At 64.0% G+C, this 18,809-nt stretch carries 18 protein-coding genes; 12 read left to right on the top strand and 6 right to left on the bottom strand.

The window, feature by feature from the left end; translation table 11 throughout:
- Window positions 1-7: 7 nt before the first annotated feature.
- The 4 genes from D6B98_RS03775 (at window position 8) to D6B98_RS03760 (ending at window position 3,005) form a co-directional block, all read left to right on the top strand.
- Entirely contained in the window at window positions 8-364 is a 357-nt protein-coding gene (locus tag D6B98_RS03775; protein WP_126255570.1) for a c-type cytochrome, read from the top strand.
- Window positions 361-1,296, top strand: a complete 936-nt coding sequence (locus D6B98_RS03770) for a type 2 periplasmic-binding domain-containing protein (protein ID WP_126255569.1) — start codon at window positions 361-363, stop codon at window positions 1,294-1,296. The genes D6B98_RS03775 and D6B98_RS03770 overlap by 4 nt, the downstream gene beginning before the upstream one ends.
- Before the next feature lie 164 nt (window positions 1,297-1,460).
- Window positions 1,461-2,462 carry a tripartite tricarboxylate transporter substrate binding protein gene (locus D6B98_RS03765; protein ID WP_126255568.1) on the top strand — a complete coding sequence of 334 codons (1,002 nt, stop codon included), beginning with the start codon at window positions 1,461-1,463 and terminating at the stop codon, window positions 2,460-2,462.
- A 117-nt stretch (window positions 2,463-2,579) separates the two neighbouring features.
- Window positions 2,580-3,005 (top strand): hypothetical protein, encoded by a 426-nt coding sequence (locus tag D6B98_RS03760; protein ID WP_126255567.1) that lies wholly within the window; start codon window positions 2,580-2,582, stop codon window positions 3,003-3,005.
- A gap of 57 nt (window positions 3,006-3,062) precedes the next feature.
- Here the strand turns inward: D6B98_RS03760 and D6B98_RS03755 are convergent, their stop codons facing one another.
- Complete coding sequence (locus tag D6B98_RS03755) at window positions 3,063-4,031, bottom strand: helix-turn-helix domain-containing protein (protein WP_126255566.1); 969 nt, start codon at window positions 4,029-4,031, stop codon at window positions 3,063-3,065.
- Between the two features lie 515 nt (window positions 4,032-4,546).
- On the opposite strand from D6B98_RS03755, the gene xoxF5 reads away from it, so the two are divergent.
- The 7 genes from xoxF5 (at window position 4,547) to D6B98_RS03720 (ending at window position 12,516) form a co-directional block, all read left to right on the top strand.
- Window positions 4,547-6,352, top strand: coding sequence for a lanthanide-dependent methanol dehydrogenase XoxF5 (gene xoxF5 / locus D6B98_RS03750; protein ID WP_126255565.1), 1,806 nt, complete (start codon window positions 4,547-4,549; stop codon window positions 6,350-6,352).
- A 110-nt stretch (window positions 6,353-6,462) separates the two neighbouring features.
- Complete coding sequence (locus D6B98_RS03745; protein WP_126255884.1) at window positions 6,463-6,954, top strand: c-type cytochrome, methanol metabolism-related; 492 nt, start codon at window positions 6,463-6,465, stop codon at window positions 6,952-6,954.
- A 60-nt stretch (window positions 6,955-7,014) separates the two neighbouring features.
- Window positions 7,015-8,124, top strand: coding sequence for an S-(hydroxymethyl)glutathione dehydrogenase/class III alcohol dehydrogenase (locus tag D6B98_RS03740; RefSeq protein ID WP_126255564.1), 1,110 nt, complete (start codon window positions 7,015-7,017; stop codon window positions 8,122-8,124).
- Between the two features lie 31 nt (window positions 8,125-8,155).
- Window positions 8,156-8,719 carry an S-(hydroxymethyl)glutathione synthase gene (gfa, locus tag D6B98_RS03735; protein WP_126255563.1) on the top strand — a complete coding sequence of 188 codons (564 nt, stop codon included), beginning with the start codon at window positions 8,156-8,158 and terminating at the stop codon, window positions 8,717-8,719.
- Between the two features lie 718 nt (window positions 8,720-9,437).
- Window positions 9,438-9,890, top strand: coding sequence for a (2Fe-2S)-binding protein (locus tag D6B98_RS03730; RefSeq protein WP_126255883.1), 453 nt, complete (start codon window positions 9,438-9,440; stop codon window positions 9,888-9,890).
- Window position 9,891: 1 nt separating this feature from the next.
- The gene (locus D6B98_RS03725) at window positions 9,892-12,204 is read left to right on the top strand and encodes a xanthine dehydrogenase family protein molybdopterin-binding subunit (protein ID WP_126255562.1); all 2,313 of its coding nucleotides are present in this window, start codon (window positions 9,892-9,894) and stop codon (window positions 12,202-12,204) included.
- A 54-nt stretch (window positions 12,205-12,258) separates the two neighbouring features.
- A complete protein-coding gene (locus D6B98_RS03720) occupies window positions 12,259-12,516 on the top strand; it encodes a hypothetical protein (RefSeq protein ID WP_126255561.1) in 258 nt (85 codons plus the stop codon).
- Between the two features lie 257 nt (window positions 12,517-12,773).
- On the opposite strand, the gene D6B98_RS03715 is transcribed toward D6B98_RS03720, so the two are convergent.
- The 4 genes from D6B98_RS03715 to D6B98_RS03700 form a co-directional block, all read right to left on the bottom strand.
- Entirely contained in the window at window positions 12,774-14,498 is a 1,725-nt protein-coding gene (locus tag D6B98_RS03715) for a methanol/ethanol family PQQ-dependent dehydrogenase (protein ID WP_126255882.1), read from the bottom strand.
- 129 nt (window positions 14,499-14,627) lie between these two features.
- A complete protein-coding gene (locus tag D6B98_RS03710; protein ID WP_126255560.1) occupies window positions 14,628-15,281 on the bottom strand; it encodes a QcrA and Rieske domain-containing protein in 654 nt (217 codons plus the stop codon).
- Window positions 15,282-15,544: 263 nt separating this feature from the next.
- Window positions 15,545-16,009, bottom strand: coding sequence for a group III truncated hemoglobin (locus D6B98_RS03705; RefSeq protein WP_126255559.1), 465 nt, complete (start codon window positions 16,007-16,009; stop codon window positions 15,545-15,547).
- 134 nt (window positions 16,010-16,143) lie between these two features.
- Window positions 16,144-16,995 carry a 3-hydroxybutyryl-CoA dehydrogenase gene (locus D6B98_RS03700; RefSeq protein ID WP_126255558.1) on the bottom strand — a complete coding sequence of 284 codons (852 nt, stop codon included), beginning with the start codon at window positions 16,993-16,995 and terminating at the stop codon, window positions 16,144-16,146.
- 297 nt (window positions 16,996-17,292) lie between these two features.
- Between D6B98_RS03700 and D6B98_RS03695 the strand changes: the two genes are divergently transcribed.
- Window positions 17,293-17,991 carry an ABC transporter permease gene (locus D6B98_RS03695; RefSeq protein ID WP_126255557.1) on the top strand — a complete coding sequence of 233 codons (699 nt, stop codon included), beginning with the start codon at window positions 17,293-17,295 and terminating at the stop codon, window positions 17,989-17,991.
- Here the strand turns inward: D6B98_RS03695 and D6B98_RS03690 are convergent.
- Window positions 17,965-18,774, bottom strand: a complete 810-nt coding sequence (locus tag D6B98_RS03690) for an ABC transporter substrate-binding protein (RefSeq protein ID WP_126255556.1) — start codon at window positions 18,772-18,774, stop codon at window positions 17,965-17,967. The two genes, D6B98_RS03695 and D6B98_RS03690, sit on opposite strands and share 27 nt — an antisense overlap.
- Between the last annotated feature and the right edge of the window lie 35 nt (window positions 18,775-18,809).

Genomic DNA, 18,809 nt, shown 5'->3' with positions numbered 1-18,809 from the left:
GGCTGCGATGCTGAAACTGATCTCTCACAAGACGGTGGCGAGCCTCGCCACCGTCGCGGTGCTGACGGTCGCGCTTGCGGCGACCGTTCGTGCCGCGGACGACGCGAACGGCAATCCATTGCAGGCTCAGATCGACCATGGCAAGTCGACCTATGCCTCGAAATGCTCGCACTGCCACGGCCCCAATCTGATGAACTCTGGTACAATCACGCCGGACCTGCGCGCCATTCCCGACGACAAGACGCGCTTCGTCACCACCGTGAAGAACGGCAAGAACAACAAGATGCCGCCCTGGGGCGACATCCTCTCAGACGACGAGATCGGGAATCTCTGGGCGTTCGTCTCCAGCCGGAGAAAGCCATGAGACGATGCCTCTCCATCTGGAGCGTCGCGGCGATCCTCTTGGCAGCGCCTCTCGTTGCGAGCGCGGCCGCCGCCGAGGATCCGCTCAAGATATGTCTCGATGAAGACCGGCCGCCGCTGTCGGTGCATCGAAAGGGCAAGCCGGATGCCGGCTTCGACGTACTGCTGGCGCAGGCCGTGGCCGAACGCCTGCGACGGCCGCTCGCGATCCAATGGTTCGAGAGCAGGCTCGATGAGGATTCCAGCCCGCAGCTCGAGGCCAACGCGCTGCTCTCCGATGGGCGCTGCTCGCTGGTCGGCGGCTACGCGCTGACGCAGGATTCGCTCGTCGTTCCCGGGATGAAGACGGCGCGCCTGCCGGACTTCGCCGGGGCCACGCGCGACGACCGGCGGCGCCGCGTCGCCCTCGGCGTGCTCGCGCCAAGCCAGCCCTACATCTATTCGCCGATGACGGTGGCGCTGGGGCCGAAGGCCAAGGGCCGCAAGATCGGCGACATCGGCGATCTTGCCGGGCTTCGCCTAGTCATCGAAAGCGGCTCGCTCGGCGACGCCATCCTGATGACCTTCGACAAGGGGCGGCTGATCGACAGCATCACCCATCTCGTCCCCGGCCGCGACGATCTCCTGGGCGCTCTCGAGCGCGGCGACCATGACGCGACCCTGATCGATCTCGCCCGCTTCGACGCCCATCGCGCCGCGCACCCCGACACGGCGATCACGGCGTCCGGCTATTACTATCCGATCGGCGCCAATCGCGGCTATGTCGGGCTTGCCAGCGATGGCGCGCTGATCGAGGCCGTCAACAAGGCGCTGAGCGCCCTCGCGGCCGAGGGCAGGATTGCCGAATTCGGCAGGCAGGCCGGCCTCACCTATCTGCCGCCGCGCGAGCCCGCCATTCTGGGCGACGTCTGGACCAAGATCATTCAGCGGTGACTGGAAAGGCCCGGGTCTGCCGGCAGCGCTGCGCTGCGTCCGGGGACGAACGCCGCGCTCGCCATGTCACACCCCTGTCCGACGGAATGCGCCAATCTGTCTCGCCTGACGCCCATGGCAGCGCCGGCCTGGTGCAGTACCCTGCCCGGAATCGGGAGAGAATCATGTCCAAGAAGATTGATCGCCGCCACTTCATCGCCGCCGGAGCCGGCGCATTCGCGATGCCTTTCGTCTCGCGCAGCGCCTCGGCGCAAGCCGCATCACAAGGCACCTGGCCAACGCGGCAGATTCGCATGATTTGCAGCTATCCCGCCGGCGGGCAGACCGACCTGCTCGCGCGCGCTTACGGCGAATTCATCTCCAAGCAGGTCGGCAAGACCGTGGTCGTCGAGAACAAGCCCGGCGCTTCCGGCGCGATCGGCACGGCGGAGGTCGCCCGCGCCGAGCCGGACGGCCACACCATCCTGTGCTCGATCTCGACCACTTACATCATGAACCGGGTGGTGATGAAAAATCCCGGCTACGACATGGACAAGGATCTGACCCTCGTCAGCGTCATTCCGGGCGCCGGCCTGTTGCTGGTGGCCAACCCGAAAACCGGGGTCAAGACGCTGGAGGATTTCGTCGCCTTCGCGCGCAAGAGCGGCAAGGTGAATTTCGGCACCTACAGCGCGGGCTCGGCCCCGCACATGACGATCAACGAGCTCAACAAGCAGTACGGTCTCAACATCGAGCCGATCCATTACCGCGGCGAGGCCCCGATGTGGACCGGGATGCTCGAAGGCACGCTCGATGCCGCCATGGGAAGCTACACGGCTGCCCAGTCGGTCCTGCAAAGCGATCGCGGCACCGTATTCGCGGTGCATTCGAAGAAGGTCGACGCGATCCCGACCATCAAGACCCTTCCGGAGCAGGGCGCGACGTCGAAATTCTTCACCGTCAGCGGCTTTTCGGGTTGGGCTGTGCCCAAGGCAACGCCGCAGGCCGTCGTCGACCGCCTGGCGGAGCTCTGCGTCGCGGCCAACAAGGATCCGAAAGTGAAGGAGGTTCTCGCGACCTTCGTGCTCGAGCCCGCCATCGGCTTCAAGGAGACCAACGAGCTCTATCAACGCGAATTGCCGATCTGGATCGAGAGCGCGAAGTCCCTCGGCCTCGAGCCGGCCTGAGTCTCCGGGCCAGCGCCGGTCGCCCCTTCGCGGCCCGGCCTTCGACCAAAGCCTAGTGCCGGACACGCATTTTGCCGCTATGATTGCCCGCCTCTGCGGACAACATGGGCCGATCGCATGACACCGGATGCAGTCGCCGTCGCCGTTATGGTCATCCTGCTCTTTCCGATGGGCTATTTCACGCTGGCCTCGCCCGCCTTCCTTCTGGTGAAGCTCGATATCCCGCCCGTCGCGCAGCTGCTGCGCGGAATGTTCAACGCCCATTTTCTGGCAATGCGCGTTGCCGGACTCATCGCGACGGTGGCTTTGCTGCTCGATGGTCGACCGCTCGCCGCGATCGGCGTTGGCCTGCTTGCAGCTCTCGCGATCGGCGGGCGCCGCTGGTTCTTGCAGCGGATGGACGAACAGCTCAGCGCCAGCGAAGCTGGCGACACCAGTGCCGCAGGTCGGCTGCGCCGGCTGCATTGGAGCGGAATGCTCTGCAACGCAGTGCTGCTTGCCGCTCTCCTGGCCAGCATTCCCTACATTTCCGCGTCGGCGTGAGCGGCATTTGGTCGGTCGAGCGACGTGATTGCCGCAGCGGCTTCGCCACCGTCTGATCTAATGCTCGTTCGAGTTCGCCGCGCTCTGCTGCGCCTTGTGGATCGAGGACGGCACCACACCGAAATATTTCCGGAATACGCGGCTGAAATGCGATGAGCTGGAGAAGCCCCAGGAGAACGCGACGTCGGTGATGGTCTTGCCGGCGTGAGCCTCGAGCTCCTGACGGCAGTTCTGCAACCGCGCCTGCCAGATGTAGTCGCTCACCGTGGTGCCGCGCTCCGAGAACAGCATGTGCAGATAGCGCTTGGAGCAGCCGAGCTCGGCGGAGATCTGGTCGATGCACAGATCCGGATCGCGCAGATGCTCGCGGATGAAGAACTGCGCGCGCACATACATCGCTTCGGGTCCGACCCGGTCGAACATCGTGTCGGCTTCGCGCAGCGGCAGCAGCAACAGGTCGATCAGCGAATCGGCGACGCCGACCGCGCTGTTCGCCGACAGCTTGGCCGCTTCGTCGAAGGTCGCATGGACGAAATCGTGCGCGATCCGCCCCGTGCCCGTCTTCGCCGACAGCTTGCAGGCGGGCATCCGCTGCGAGGGGAAGCCGCGGTCGCGCAGCAGCGCCTTCGGCACGATCACCACGTCGTGACGCGTGAAGGCCGGGCTGATGATCGAATGCGGGCAGGAGACGTCATAGGCGATGATGTCGCCTGGGTTGATCTCGATGTGGCGGCCTTCCTGTTCGAAATAAGACACGCCGTAGGTCTGGAAGTGAATCTTGATGTAGGGGTGCTCATTGGCCTTGGCGCGTGCCAGCGTGTGCGCGATGCGATGCTGGCTCACCTCGATCTGGCAGAGCTTCAGGCGCGAGACGCTCGTGTAGTCGATGCGGCCTTCGAGCGAGGACGCTTCCAGCGGATCGACATCGAAATGCCCGCACAGGCTCGTCAGCCCGTCGATCCAGCTCTGGATCTGGCGCTTCGGCGTCATACCGGTCGTCGAGAGCGTGTGAATGGTGTCGGACATCAATCCAGCCACTGTTTTGATCCGGAGATTCGACGCGAATCGCGACCAGCGCTTGCTGAAGCCCTCAGCCGTGATTGCGTGACGTTTACCTCGAATTTGAGCGGTCTGTTGGCACGAGCGCCATCATTCCATTGCCACCCTTGAAAGTTAATCCTCCGCCTTAGTTGCAGCGCCGTCAAGGGGAACCTGAGCGTCGAGAGCGCCCTCCAAGCCGCGCGGAAGCCGCTGAATTCGCTACTGCAAAATCAAATTCTTTTCCCCCGTGCGCTGTCGAGCAAACCGGCTTCTCTCTTGGGCAAGTTTCCCGGTGACGAAGTCGTTAGGGATTGCGGCAGGAACAATAAGAACGGGCCGCTCCTGCACGTGGACCCGTGGCTCTCATCAGGAGGAGGAAACAGCACAGCATCGTTTCTGGTCCCAATCGTGACCGCCCTGCACGAGCAGACGCCGGACGAGAAGCCCGGTGAATCGATATTGCTTCGGAAACAATAAACGAGACCAACGGAGGAATGACTATGCGCAAGGTGCTACTGGCGACCTTTCTTGGCTCAGCGGCGGCTCTCGCCGTCGGGAGCGCGTCCGCCAATGACGAGCTGATCAAGATGTCGCAGAACCCGAAAGACTGGGTGATGCCGGCCGGCGATTACGCCAATACCCGCTATTCCAAGCTCAACCAGATCAATGCCCAGAACGTAGGCAAGCTCCAGGTGGCCTGGACGTTCTCGACCGGCGTGCTGCGCGGCCACGAAGGCGGCCCGCTGATCATCGGCAACATGATGTACGTCCACACTCCGTTCCCGAACAAGGTCTACGCCATTGACCTTTCGCAGGAGAACAAGATCGTCTGGAAGTACGAGCCGAAGCAGGATCCGAACGTCATCCCCGTGATGTGCTGCGACACCGTTAACCGCGGCCTGGCCTACGGCGACGGCAAGATCTTCCTGCATCAGGCCGACACCACCCTCGTCGCGCTCGATGTCAAGACGGGTCAGGTGGCGTGGACCGCCAAGAACGGCGATCCCGGCAAGGGCGAGACCGGCACATCGGCACCGTTGGTCGTGAAAGACAAGGTGCTGGTCGGCATCTCCGGCGGCGAATTCGGCGTTCAGGCCCACATGACCGCCTACGACATCAAGACCGGCAAGCTGGCATGGCGTGGATATTCGGAAGGACCGGACGACCAGCTTCTGGTCGATGCCGAGAAGACCACCGCGCTCGGCAAGCCGATCGGCAAGGACTCGAGCCTCAAGACCTGGCAAGGCGATCAGTGGAAGATAGGCGGCGGCGCCACCTGGGGCTGGATCTCCTACGATCCCGAGCTGAACCTGATCTATTACGGTTCGGGCAATCCCTCGACCTGGAATCCGAAGCAGCGTCCCGGCGACAACAAATGGTCGATGACGATCTGGGCGCGCAATCCGGACACCGGCCTCGCCAAGTGGGTCTACCAGATGACTCCTCATGACGAATGGGACTATGACGGCGTCAACGAAATGATCCTCTCGGATCAGTCGATCAACGGCCAGCCGCGCAAGCTGCTGACGCATTTCGACCGCAACGGCCTCGCCTACACCATGGACCGCGCCACCGGCGAACTGCTGGTCGCCGAGAAGTACGATCCGAAGGTGAACTGGACCTCCGGCGTCGACATGGACAAGAACTCCCCGACCTACGGCCGTCCGAAGGTGGTCACCCAGTATTCGACGGAAGCGGGCGGAGAGGACAAGAACACGAAGGGCATCTGCCCGGCCGCGCTCGGCACCAAGGACGAGCAGCCGGCAGCCTACTCGCCCGACACGCAGCTGTTCTACGTTCCGACCAACCACGTCTGCATGGACTACGAGCCGTTCAAGGTGAGTTACACCGCGGGCCAGCCCTATGTGGGCGCGACCCTCTCGATGTATCCGCCTCCGGGTGAAACCCACATGGGCAACTTCATCGCCTGGGACAATAAGACCGGCAAGATCGTGTGGTCGAACAAGGAGCAGTTCTCGGTCTGGTCGGGTGCGCTCGCAACCGCCGGCGGCGTGGTGTTCTACGGCACGCTCGAAGGCTACCTGAAGGCGGTCGACGCCAAGACCGGCAAGGAGCTCTACAAGTTCAAGACTCCCTCCGGCATCATCGGCAACGTCACCACCTATGAGAACGGCGGCAAGCAGTACGTCGCAGTGCTCTCTGGCGTCGGCGGCTGGGCCGGCATCGGCCTGGCAGCAGGTCTGACCGATCCGACCGCGGGTCTCGGCGCAGTCGGCGGCTACGCGGCCCTCAGCAATTACACGGCACTCGGCGGCACGCTGACCGTGTTCTCGCTGCCGAACTAGGCCCATCAGCATCGCTCCGGCGCGTGGATCAGCTCCACGCGCCGGCTCGTCTCCCCCGGGCTTCTTCGAGGATAAATCTCTTGCGTAAAATCTGCTCTGTCATTGCTGCGATGATCTTGGTTGCGTCCGGAGGAATTGCGGTCGCGGATGGTCCGGTCGATCCGGCCGCCGTGAAGAAGGAAGACGACGGAAAGTGGCTCGATAAAGAGGGAACACCGACCTACAAGATTTCGGCCGACGGCACCGTGGACTGGTTCACCTATTCCGGATACCGCCGCTATCACTCCGACTGCCACGTCTGCCATGGGCCTGACGGGATGGGCTCCACCTACGCGCCGGCGCTCAAGGATTCCGTCAAGACGATGAGTTACGGCGACTTCCTCGGCGTGGTCGCCTCCGGTCGCAAGAACATCTCGACCGCACAGGAGAACGTCATGCCGGCCTTCGGCGACAACCCGAACGTCGCCTGCTACATGGACGACCTCTACGTCTATCTCCGCGCCCGCTCCACCGAAGCATGGGGCCGCCAGCGTCCCGCCAAGAAGGAGGAGAAGACAGAGGCCTACACCAAGGCGGAAGACGCCTGCATGGGCAAGAAGTGAACGCTACGAGGACTGCCAAGACGACTTACTGGCGTCTTATGAGAATTTGAGGAGCTACCGATGAAGACACGTGCCGCCGTCGCTTTCGAAGCCAAAAAGCCGCTCGAGATCGTCGAGGTCGACCTGGAAGGCCCGAAGACCGGCGAAGTCCTGGTCGAGATCAAGGCGACGGGCATCTGCCATACCGACGCCTATACGCTCGACGGCTTCGACAGCGAGGGAATCTTCCCGTCGATCCTGGGGCATGAAGGCGCGGGCATCATCCGCGAGATCGGCCCCGGCGTGACCTCGGTGAAGCCGGGCGACCACGTCATTCCGCTCTACACGCCGGAATGCCGGCAGTGCAAAAGCTGCCTCAGCCAGAAGACCAATCTCTGCACCGCGATTCGCGCGACGCAAGGCAAGGGCGTGATGCCCGACGGCACCAGCCGCTTTTCCTACAAGGGCAAGCCGGTCTACCACTACATGGGTTGCTCGACCTTCTCGAACTTCACCGTGCTGCCGGAGATCGCGGTCGCCAAGATCCGCGAGGACGCCCCCTTCGACAAGAGCTGCTACATCGGCTGCGGCGTCACTACCGGCGTCGGCGCCGTCGTCAACACCGCGAAGGTCACGCCGGGCTCCAACGTGGTCGTGTTCGGCCTCGGCGGCATCGGCCTCAACGTGATCCAGGGCGCCAAGATGGCCGGCGCCGACAAGATCATCGGCGTCGACATCAACGACGCCAAGGAGGATTGGGGCCGCAGGTTCGGCATGACCGAATTCGTCAACCCCAAGAAGGTCACCGGCGACATTGTCCAGCATCTCGTCGGCCTCACCGACGGCGGCGCCGACTACACTTTCGATTGCACCGGCAACACCACGGTGATGCGCCAGGCGCTGGAAGCCTGCCATCGCGGCTGGGGCACATCGATCATCATCGGCGTTGCCGAGTCCGGCAAGGAGATCGCCACCCGCCCGTTCCAGCTCGTCACCGGACGCAACTGGCGCGGCACGGCGTTCGGCGGCGCGCGCGGCCGCACCGACGTGCCGAAGATCGTCGACTGGTACATGAACGGAAAGATCCAGATCGATCCGATGATCACCCACGTGCTCAAGCTCGAGGAGATCAACAAGGGCTTTGACCTCATGCACGAGGGCAAATCCATCCGTTCAGTCGTCGTGTACTAGCCCGAAACCGTCACCCCAAGGAGGATCGACCATGACTGTTGCACTCCACCCCTCGATCGACAACGGCCTCAAACAGGGCAGCGGCAGCTTTGCCGGCGGCACGCTCGTCTGCAAATGCAAGGACCAGCCGGTCAAGGTCGGCATCAAGGGCGACGTCGCCCACAATCATGCCTGCGGCTGCACCAAGTGCTGGAAGCCGCAAGGCGCGACGTTCTCCGTCGTCGCCGTGGTGCCGCGCCAGAACGTCACCGTGCTCGAGAACGGCGACAAGCTCCAGATCGTCGACCCCTCCGCAGTGATCCAGCGCCACGCGTGCAAGGCCTGCGGCACCCACATGTACGGCCGCATCGAGAACAAGGGCCACCCGTTCTACGGTCTCGATTTCATCCATCCCGAGCTGTTCCAGGAGCAGGGCTCGCAGGCGCCGCAATTCGCCGCCTTCGTCTCCTCCGTGATCGAATCGGGCGTGAAGCCGGAGCAGATGGCGGGCATTCGTGCGCGGTTGAAGGAAATCGGGCTCGAGCCCTATGATTGCCTGTCACCGGCGCTGATGGACGCGATCGCGACCCACGTCGCCAAAGCCAAAGCCGCCTGAGCAGGGCCGCTAGAGCATGATCCGGAAAAGTGCGCAGCGGTTTTCCGAAAAGATCATGTTTAAGCAACAACCTAAAGCGCGATGACCATTCATCCTAATCGTATCGCGCTTTAGACGTTCGCCGAACCCCGTCCGCTCGATGGCCCCGATCAGGGCGAGCGAATCGGACGGGCTCGCGCCCCCGCGGCGATGCCGCCGCCTCTGCAACTCACGGGTCTACGAGGGTGATGAGCTCCCTCAGTCCTGGTCTCTGAATGACTGCGCAGCGCCGTCGACCTCCGTCTTGAAGTCCCGGCGCTTGCGTTTCTCCCTCCCTCGACTGAGGCATCCTGCTTCGTCCGTGCGGTCTTGCTCGCGGACGAAGCCTTTTTCGTCGCGGTCCCCGTTTGCGAACGCGACGTGCACGCGTCGCGCTGATGCGCCCTGCTTTTGACAAATCATCGATGCAATCTTTTCCCGGTGAGAACACCCAGCTGTGAATGCCGGGCGGGCGCGATCTTTGCTACGATCATGCCGTCACGATGCCGCGCGAAATACAATCAATTAAGAACAAACGGGAGGTATCGAACACATCCGGACATCGAGATTCGTATTCCTGCCCCCTGCCGGGATCTGCCCGTGCGGGATCGTGGGCCGGGATGCGATGCAACTGGCATTGCGCCGACCGGGGTCGGCGAGTTTTGAATTTTGGCATGCTTACGAAGAGCGAGGGATGGCCATGATCAAGGTGAAGATCAACGGACAGGAACAGAGCTGGGACGGCGACCCGGATCTTCCGCTACTCTGGTTCCTGCGTGACGAGGTTGGGCTGACCGGCACCAAGTTCGGTTGCGGGCAGGCTCTGTGCGGCTCCTGCACCGTCATCGTCGACAAGGAAGCGGTGCGCGCATGCATCACGTCGGTCAACGACGTTGCCGGACGCGAGGTCACGACGATCGAGGGGCTGCATCCGAACGGCGATCATCCGGTGCAAAAGGCCTGGCGCCAGGTCAACGTGCCGCAATGCGGCTTCTGCCAGACCGGGCAGATCATGCAGGCCGCCGCGCTCCTGATGGACAATCCGAAGCCCTCGCATGACCAGATCCGCGAGGCGATGTCCGGCAACATCTGCCGCTGCGGCTGCTACCAGCGCATCGAGAACGCGGTCCATCTCGCATCGACGGGAGTGTGACATGAATTTCATCGACAATCCCGGCAAGCTCCGTGGCTTCGAAAAGAACATCAAGGTCGAGAAGGTCTCGCGCCGCAGCATCCTGAAGGGGCTCGGCATCACCGGCGGCTTCGTGCTCGCCGCCCCCGTGATGTCGCGCCAGGCGCTTGCCTATGAGACCGGTGCCGGCAAGATGCCGCACGGCGTCGTGGTCGATCCGCGAATCTTCGTCTCAGTCGCCTCGGACGGCATCGTCACCATCGTCGGGCACCGATCGGAAATGGGCACCGGCGTACGCACAAGCCTGCCGCTGATCGTGGCCGAGGAGATGGAAGCCGACTGGTCCAGGGTCAAGGTGCAGCAGGCCCATGGCGACGAGGTGAAGTTCGGCAACCAGGACACCGACGGCTCGCGCAGCACACGGCACTATCTGATCCCGATGCGCCAGATCGGCGCCTCGGCCCGCACCATGCTGGAGCAGGCTGCGGCGAAGCGTTGGGGCGTGCCGGCGACCGAGGTCAAGGCGGTCAATCACGAGGTCGTGCACAGCGCCAGCGGCCGCAAGCTCGGCTTCGGCGAGCTCGCAGCCGACGCCGCCAAGCAATCGGTGCCTGCAATCGAAGGCCTCAAGCTGAAGGATCCCAAGGACTTCCGCTATCTCGGCAAGGGCCAGATCGGCATCGTCGATCTCCACGACATCACCACCGGCAAGGCGCGTTACGGCGCCGACGTGCGGCTGCCGGGCATGAAATATGCCGTGATCGCGCGCCCGCCGGTGACCGGCGGCAAGCTGGTCTCGTTCGATCCGGAGGCGGCGCTGAAGGTCCCCGGCGTCGAGAAGGTGATGAAGGTTCAAGGCTGGCCGTGGCCGTCGAAGTTCCAGCCGCTCGGGGGCGTCGCCGTGATCGCGCGCAACACCGGCGCGGCGATCAAGGGCCGCGACGCATTGAAGCTGACCTGGGACGACGGCGCCAACGCCAGGTACGACTCGGTCGCCTATCGCAAGGAGCTCGAGGAGGCCTCGCGCAAGCCGGGCCTCGTCGTGCGCAAGGAGGGCGATGCGGAGGCGGCCTTGAAGGGCGCGGACAAGGTCATCGTCGGCGAGTACTACCTCCCGCATCTGGCCCATGTCGCCATGGAGCCGCCGGTCGCGGTCGCCGACGTCAAGGGCGACAAGGCCGAGATCTGGGCGCCGGTGCAGAGCCCGGGCGGCACCCGCGAGGACGTCGCCAAGACGCTCGGCATTCCCGAAGGCAATGTCACCGTCAACGTGACCCTGCTCGGCGGCGGGTTCGGCCGCAAGTCGAAATGCGACTTTGCGCTCGAAGCCGCCTTGCTGTCGAAGGAACTCGGCGCCCCGGTGAAGGTGCAGTGGACGCGGGAGGACGACATTCACAACGGCTTCCTGCACACCGTCTCGGTCGAGCGGATCGAGGCCGGCCTCGACAAGAACGGCAAGGTGATCGCCTGGCGCCACCGCAGCGTGGCTCCCAGCATCGCCTCGACCTTTGCCGCCGGTGCCGTGCATCAGGCGCCGTTTGAAATCGGCATGGGCCTCGTCGACATGCCGTTCGAGATCGCCAACATCTCCTGCGAGAATCCGGAAGCCGCCGCGCATACCCGCATCGGCTGGTTCCGCTCGGTCTCGAACATCCCGCGGGCCTTCGCGGTGCAATCCATGGTCGGCGAGATCGCGCAGGCGACCGGCCGCGACCAGAAAGACATGCTGCTCGAGCTGATCGGCTCGCCTCGTATCGTCAAGCCGAACGTGAAGGACCTCTGGAACTACGGCGAGCCCCAGGACAGCTACCCGATCGACACCGCGCGCCTGCGCAAGGTGGTCGAGCTGGTCGCCGAGAAGGGCGGATGGGGCCGTCAGGTGCCGAAGGGCCACGGTCTCGGCATTGCCGTGCACCGCAGCTTCGTCAGCTACATCGCGACCATCGTCGAGGTCGCCGTCGACGACAAGGGCAAGCTGACGGTGCCAAGGGTCGACACCGCGATCGATTGCGGCACCTATGTCAACCCCGAACGCATCGCCTCGCAGATCGAGGGCGCTGCGATCATGGGGCTGAGCCTCGCCAAATACGGCGAGATCAGCTTCAAGGACGGCAAGGTACAACAGAAGAATTTTGACGACTTCCAGGTCATCAGGATGGACGAGTCCCCTGCAGTGACCAACGTCTACATCGTGCCGCCCGGACCCGACACGCCGCCGAGCGGCGTCGGCGAGCCCGGTGTCCCGCCCTTCGCGCCGGCACTGATCAACGCGATCTTCGCTGCGACGGGAAAACGTATCCGGAGCTTGCCGATCGGCAAGCAGCTGGAGGCGTAAGTCGGAACAGAAGCGGCCTCGCGCCGTTTCCATCGATCTGACAGGAGCTGATCGATGACCAATCTCTCAAAGGCGCTCGCGGTGTCGCTGTCGAGCGCCTTTCTTTTGACGGCCGCAGGCGCATTTGCCCAGAGCAATACCGCCCCGCCGACCACGGCCACGCGTCCCGGCACGCCGGACCAGAACTCGCTGCCCAACGCCAACGCCCCGCCCGCCTCGACCACCCAGACCACCGGACAGCATAATCCCGATCCGAAGGTTCGCGAGATGAACCAGAAGGAGAAGGACAAGGTGGATCGCCAGGGGAAGTAGACTTTTGCGACCTCATGCCGTCATGGCCGGGTTTATCCCGGCCATCCACGGCCTTTGCCGCGGCACGACGAACGTAGATGCCCGGGCCTTTGCCGCGCCGAAGCGGCTACGGCCGCGCAGGCGGGACAAGCCCGGGCATGACGTCGAGTATGCGGCCCGCGGGCAATCCCAGCGCACAAACAAGAATGCGGCGGACGTTGCCGTCCGCCGCATTCCCGCCCCCTTGCTGCTCCGCTGTCTTCGATCCGCCCGCGGAGCTATTTCTTCAGCGCGAACACCCAGACGACGCCGCCTTGGGGCACATTGGCTTCGATGCCGATGTTGTTGGTCACCAGCGCATCCTGGATGCGCTGCGCGTCCACGCCCCAGCCCGACTGGATCGCGATGTACTGGGTGCCGTCGATCTCGTAGGACACCGGCATGCCGACGATGCCGGAATTGGTCTTCTGCTCCCAGAGGAGTTCGCCGGTCTTGGCGTGGAAGGCGCGGAAGTTGCGGTCGTTGGTGCCGCCGACGAAGACGAGATCGCCCGCCGTCGCCGTGACCGATCCGAACAGTTGCGACTTGGGGAAGTTGTGCTGCCACACCTTCTTGCCCGTGGCGGGATCCCAGGCCTGGAGCTCGCCGAAATGATCCGCACCCGGTCTCGTCTTGAGGCCGATGTCTTCCGGCTTGGTGCCGAGCCAGAGCTCGCCCGGCTTGAGCGGGACCTTCTCGCCGGTGAATCCGCCGCAGAAATTCTCGTTGGCAGGCACATAGACGAGGCCGGTCCTCTGGCTATAGGCGGCCGACGGCCAGTCCTTGCCGCCCCACAGCGACGGACAGAACTCGACGCGCTTGCCGATCACCGGCTTGTGCGCGGGATCCACGATCGGCTTGCCGGTCTCGTCGATGCCCTTCCAGACGTCCGTATGGACGAACGGCCAACCGGCGACATAGTTGATCTTGGTCGGCGTCCGCTCGAGCACCCAGAAGATGGCGTTGCGTCCCGGGTGGACCAGGCTCTTGATGGTGCGACCGTTGCGTTGCAGATCGATCAGCATCGGCGCCTCGACCTCGTCCCAATCCCAGGAATCGTTCTGGTGGTACTGGTGATAGGCCTTGATCTTGCCGGTGTTGGGATCGAGCGCGAGCACCGATGCAGTGTAGAGATTGTCGCCGGGATGGCTGTCCCCGGGCCAGGGCGCGGCGTTGCCGACGCCCCAATAGATCGTCCGGGTCTCCTTGTCGTAATTGCCGGTCATCCAGGCCGAGCCACCGCCGTTCTTCCAGTCGTCGCCCTGCCAGGTGTCGTGACCGGGCTCGCCTTCGCCGGGGATGGTGTAGGTCCGCCACAGTTCCTTGCCGTCCTTGGCATCGTAGGCAACGATATAGCCGCGCACGCCGAACTCGCCACCGGACCCGCCGACGATGACCTTGCCGTCGACGATCAACGGCATCAGCGTCAAGTACTGGCCCTTCCTGTAGTCCTGGACCTTGGTATCCCACACCACCTTGCCGGTCTTGGCGTCGAGCGCAACCACGTGATCGTCCGTGGTGGCGAGGTAGAGCTTGTCCTCCCACAAGCCGACGCCCCGGTTGGTCGGATGCAGCTGGAACAGGTCGTCGGGGAGCTGCCGCTTGTAGCGCCAGTATTCGTCGCCGGTCTTCGCATTCAGCGCGATCACCTGCCCCATCGGGGTCGTCACGAACATCGCGCCATTGTTGACGATTGGCGGCGCCTGGTGGCCTTCGACCACGCCGGTGGCAAAGGTCCAGACCGGCGTGAGGTTCTTCACGTTCGAAGTGTTGATCTGGTCGAGCGGGCTGTAGCCGTGCCCGTCATAGGTGCGCCGGTAGAGCATCCAGTTGTTGGGCTCCGGATTCTCCAATCGTTGTGCGGTAACCGGAGAATAATTCTCGATCGGGCCGGACACGGCGGCAGTGGATGCAAGACACGTGAAGGCGACGAAGCCGGACAGTAACCATTGCTTCCTGGTCATGGAAGTTTTCATGGACGTTCCCCTTTTTCATCCGTTCTGAATTCTTGTTGTGAATTCTTGTTGTTCGTCCCTCGTCCGCCGTTGGCGGATGCGGCCTTTCGTGACGCGGGCTCCGCCCGCAACCCTCCATCATCCTGGCTGCGCGCCACCTACCTTTCCCGTGAAATTGCCGGCGACGCTGAGCGAACCGTCAGCCAGCACCAGCGGCAGCGCGGCGAGCCGTCGCGGCGCCGGTCCGAACACGACCTGCGCGCCGGCGCGCGGATCGAATTCGGAGTTGTGGCACATGCACTTGAACACCTCCTTGTCGCCAACATCGCTCTTCACCCAGGCGGTGACGGGACAGCCGGCATGCGAGCAGATCGCCGAATAAGCGAGGATGCCATCGACGGCGCGCGCGCGGGTCTTCTCGTCGAGCTCGGCCGGATCGAGCCGGATGATCAGGATCTCGTTGAGCCGCGAGCCGCTGCGCACCACCGATGTGTTGGGATCCTTCGGCCAGGCGTGCACCGGCGGTCCGCCGGCCGGCAGGTCGGCCGCGGTGATCGGCTTTCCCTCCTTGTCGCCTTCGGAGAAGACGAGCACATCGCCTTTCTGGGGCCGTTCGTCGGCCCCCGGCGGATCCTCATTCGCACCCGCATGCGCGGAGCAACCGAGACAGGCGGTGGTGACGAGCGCACCAAGCAGGACCGTGCGCCGCGTCTGCTCGGCATAGACTTCGGCGTCGGGTTCCGAGGAGCTTTCGGACGATGAGGAATTGGTGGTGAACGATGCGCGGGACATGTTCACAAACAGGCGCTGGAACTCTGCCGAAAACAAGGCGAAGAATTGGCGCCGCAGTGCATCAATATGACTTTGCTCGCGTTGATTGAGCAAGACTGAATGCATTCAAACGCGTTTTCGCGATTTCAACGTCGCGCCGCGCGATCGGCATGATGATTTTGCAGATCAGACCGATGATGTCGGAATTGGTGCAGCGCGCTATCCGTCGCGCTGCGCAAACGCCGCGCGAAGCATACGCATGTATTGCAGGCAGCCGGTGGTCGTCAGGGCCTGAGCACGTGGCGCGGCGCGGCGATCGAACCGGCAACAGTTGCCGACGCCATTTCGAAACTGTCGGCGATGCGACGCGCCTTGTCGATGAACAGGCTGGCTGCCGGCGGCGGGCAGACCTCGCGCGCGGTCTGCTCGAACAGATCGAGCCAGCGGTCGAAATGGTCGCCAGCCAGGCTGAGCGGCAAATGCGCCCGCATCGGCGAGCCGTGATAGCGGCCGCTCATCAGCACGACCGAGGACCAGAAATCCCTGAGCTTGGCGAGATGCTCGTCCCAGTTCTGCACCACCCCAAACACCGGACCCAGCTTTGCATCTTCGCGCACCCGTCCGTAGAAGCGGGTGACGAGCTCCCCGATCATCTCTTCGGTGATTCCGGTGCGCTCGATCGCATCCTGCGTCAACAGGCTCCGCCGTGCGGCCGCCGCCTCGCGCTCGGCCTTCAGTCGATCCGACATATCCTCTGTGTCCGTTCCGTTGTTCCCGCGGGGCCGTCCGACATTGTCGGGCCAGTTGCGCGCGGCGTCTTTGTCGCAGCGCAAAGTGCGGGATCCGGCGGCGAGCGCGAAAGGCCCGCCGCCGGCCGCCCTGATCAGGCGCTGTAGGTGTAAAAGCCCTGCCCTGTCTTGCGGCCGAGATGGCCGGCGTCGACCATTTCCTTGAGCAACGGCGCTGGCCGATATTTAGGATCGTTGAAGCCCTTGTAAAAGACCTCCATCACCGAAAGCATGGTGTCGAGCCCGACCAGATCGGCCAGAGCCAGCGGCCCGATCGGATGGTTGCAGCCGAGCTTCATGCCGGCGTCGATCTCTTCCGCGGTCGCGATGCCTTCCTGGAGCGCGAAGATCGCTTCGTTGATCATCGGGCACAGGATGCGATTGACGGCAAAACCCGGGCTGTTCTTGGCGGTGATCGCCACCTTGCCGACGCGCTTGGCGAAATCGAGCGCCTTGGCATGGGTCTCATCAGAGGTCTGCAGGCCGCGGATCAGTTCCAGCAATGCCATCACCGGAACCGGATTGAAGAAGTGCATGCCGATGAAGCGATCGGGACGGTCGGTCGCGGCGGCGAGCTTGGTGATCGAGATCGACGAGGTGTTGGTCGCGACCAGCGTGCGCGGCGACAAGGCGGCGCAGAGGTCCTTCAGGATCTTGACCTTGAGCTCCTCGTTCTCGGTCGCGGCCTCGATGACCAGGTCGCAATCCGACAGCTTCGCCCGGTCCGTGGTGCCGGTGATGCGCTTGAGCGTGGCGTCGCGATCGGCCGCCGACATCTTCTCCTTCTTGACCAGGCGCTCGAGGCTGCCGCCGACGGTTGAAAGCCCGCGGTTCACGGCCGCATCGGAAATGTCGACCATCACGACCGAGAGCCCGGCCGCCGCGCAGATCTGCGCGATGCCATTGCCCATGGTCCCTGCCCCGATGATGCCAACGGTCTGGATCATTGCCTCACATCCTTCTCATCCTGCAGCCGATGCCAGTATGGCCACGGCCATTGTTTCCGCATCAGGTCTAGCACCGCCGCAAGACGGCTGCGACCCGATCCTGCCCCTCCCTTAAAGCATTCATGGACGGAATAAAGCGCCTGAGGGGCTTCAAACACCGGCCTCGGGCGCCCGGAGGCCGGTTTGCGGCCTCCATGCCCTCCCGCGGCAGCCCCGGTCCGGGTCTTGATTATGGCAGCCGCAACGGCGAGAACGCACGTAGCGAGAGCCCCGCGGAACGGAGTGGCCTGAGGCCGGATGAACGACTTTGCACGATCTATCGGCTCCGCCCTCACCCTGATCGCCGAGGCTGACGCCGAGCTGCTCGGCATCGTCGCATTGTCGGTGCGGGTCAGCCTGACCGCCAGCATCGTCGCGCTCCTGATCGGCGCACCGTTGGGAGCCCTGCTTGCGATCACCCGTTTCCGGGGACGGCAGGTGATCATCGTGCTGACCAATGCGCTGCTCGGCCTTCCGCCGGTCGTGGTCGGGCTCGCGCTCTATCTCCTGCTGTCGCGGTCCGGCCCGCTCGGGGCGGCGGGCTTGCTGTTCACACCGGCCGCGATGGTGATTGCGCAGACGCTGCTGGCCGCTCCGATCGTGGTCGCCCTGGTGCACCGGCCCGCGAGCCTGCTGTGGGCGGAGTATGGCGACCTGGCGCGGATCGATGGATTGTCGGCCCTGCGCAGCATGGCGCTCCTGTTCGCGCTCGGCCGGACCTCGTTGCTGACGGCCTTTCTCGCGGCGTTCGGGCGCGCCATCGCCGAGGTCGGTGCCATCATCATCGTCGGCGGCAACATCCGCGGCTTCACGCGCACGATGACGACCGCGATCGCGCTGGAGACCAGCAAGGGCGACCTGCCACTGGCGCTCGGACTCGGACTGATCCTGCTCGCGCTGAGCGTGGCGGTGTCGACCGTCGCATTCCTGCTAGTGGGACGCGTTGGGGAAAAATAGCGGCTCGCCGCCGACCTTGTAGCCGGCGATCGCTTCCTGCCCCTTCGACGAGACGAGCCAGTCGATGAAGGCCTGTCCATCCTTCGCCTTCACGTTCGGGTGCTTCTCGGGATTCACCAGCATGACGCCGTACTGGTTGAAGAGCCGCTTGTCGCCCTCGGTCAGGATGGCGAGCTCGCCGCGGTTCTTGAACGAAAGCCAGGTGCCGCGGTCCGACAGCAGATAGGCATTCGAGGACGAGGCCATGTTCAGTGCCGGGCCCATGCCCTGGCCGATCTCCCGGTACCAGCTGTCCTTGCCGGCACCGAGGTCGACGCCTGCCTCTTTCCACAGCCTCAGCTCGGCCGCATGCGTGCCGGATTTGTCGCCGCGCGAGATGAACGGCGCCTTCGCGGTCGCGATCTTGCGCAGCGCCTCGACCACATCCTTGCTGCCTGATATCCGCGCCGGATCGCTTCTGGGCCCGACCACGATGAAGTCGTTGTACATGACGTCGAAGCGCTTCACGCCCTGCCCTTCCGACATGAACTTGCTTTCGGCGGGCCTGTCATGGACGAACACGACGTCGGCATCGCCACGCCGGCCGATATCCAGCGCCTGGCCGGTGCCGACGGCGACGACCTTCACCCTGATGCCTTCGGCCTTCTCGAACAGCGGCAGCAGATGGCCGAACAGGCCTGATTGTTCCGTCGAGGTGGTCGAAGCGACCGTGATGGTGCGATCCTGCGCGAACGCGATCGTGGACCAGAGCAGAAGCACTCCGAGGGTGGCAATCTTCCTCATGCGTCGTTTCCAATATGCGATGACGGTCCCTCAAT

Source organism: Bradyrhizobium sp. LVM 105 (assembly GCF_003957705.1).
Classification (GTDB): Bacteria; Pseudomonadota; Alphaproteobacteria; order Rhizobiales; family Xanthobacteraceae; genus Bradyrhizobium; species Bradyrhizobium frederickii.
Note: the sequence above shows the minus strand (reverse complement) of the source record. Positions and strands in the feature narration are given on the sequence as shown.